General features: G+C 56.4%; 1 protein-coding gene. It reads left to right on the top strand.

From position 1 onward, the window contains the following. The first annotated feature begins 62 nt into the window (after positions 1–62). Positions 63–1,213, top strand: a protein-coding gene (locus ACIGEK_RS22430; RefSeq protein WP_397495434.1) for an IS3 family transposase whose coding sequence is annotated in 2 segments (ribosomal slippage) — positions 63–306 and positions 306–1,213 — 1,152 coding nt in all. Because the reading frame shifts where the segments join, the coding sequence is not laid out codon by codon here. The last annotated feature ends 18 nt before the right edge of the window (positions 1,214–1,231 follow it).

Below are 1,231 nucleotides of genomic sequence, written 5' to 3'. Positions count from 1 at the left end.
TGAATCGCCCCTAGTTTCGTAGACACCTCCAGGCCTCATAATACGGTCCATTAGGAGGTGCCATGAGCAACCCGCGTTATCCCGAAGAATTCAAAATTGAAGCAGTCAAACAGGTGACCGAGCGAGGCCTGCCGGTGGCCGAGGTAGCTGCTCGTTTGGGCATGTCGACCCACAGCCTTTATGCCTGGGTGAAGCGCTACAGCAAGCCCCAAGAGCAGCGCGCGCAAGAGGACGATCAGCAAGCTGAGCTGCGTCGTCTTCGTGCCGAACTCAAGCGCGTGACCGAAGAGCGAGACATCCTAAAAAAGGCCGCCGCGTACTTTGCCAAGGAGTGCGGCTGAAGTACGCCTTCATCAATCAGCTATCCGCTGACTATCCGGTTCGCCGCCTGTGCCTGACTCTGAAAGTACATGCCAGCGGTTACTACGCCTGGCTGGCTGAGCCGAAGTCGGCGCGGGCCAAGGATGACCAGCGTCTGCTTGGTCTAATCAAGCACTCGTGGCTGGAGAGCGGCGGTGTGTACGGCTATCGCAAAATCCATGACGACCTGCGTGAGCTTGGGGAAGCGTGCGGCAAGCATCGTGTTGCTCGACTGATGCGCCTGGATGGACTGCGCTCGCAGACAGGGTATCGACGTCGACCGGGCCGCTATGGTGGCAAGCCTCCAGTGGCTTCACCAAACCATCTGGAGCGCCGATTCAATGTCACCGAACCCAACAAGGTCTGGGTCACGGACATCACCTACATCCGCACCTATGAGGGCTGGTTGTATTTGGCGGTGGTGCTTGATCTGTTTTCGCGACAGGTAATCGGTTGGTCGATGAAGCCGCAGATGACCAGCGACCTGGCTATCGATGCATTGCTGATGGCAGTTTGGCGGCGTAAGCCAAAGCAGGAGGTGATGATTCACTCAGACCAAGGTAGCCAGTTCAGCAGCGGCGACTGGCAGAGCTTCCTGAAAGCCAACAACTTGCTTGGCAGCATGAGTCGACGTGGCAACTGCCATGACAACGCGGTAGCGGAAAGCTTTTTCCAACTGCTGAAGCGGGAGCGGATTAGACGAAAGATATACAGCACCAGGCAGGATGCTCGCGCTGACGTGTTCGACTACATCGAGATGTTTTACAACCCAAAACGCCGACACGGTTTCAACAACCAACTGTCACCGGTAGAGTTCGAGAAGCGACATTTACTGAGCCTGGAAAGTGTCTAGGAAATCCGGGGCGATTCA

Source organism: Pseudomonas sp. NPDC079086 (assembly GCF_044542155.1).
In the GTDB taxonomy this organism is placed as follows: domain Bacteria; phylum Pseudomonadota; class Gammaproteobacteria; order Pseudomonadales; family Pseudomonadaceae; genus Aquipseudomonas.
This window is presented reverse-complemented; position numbering and strand designations above follow the sequence as displayed.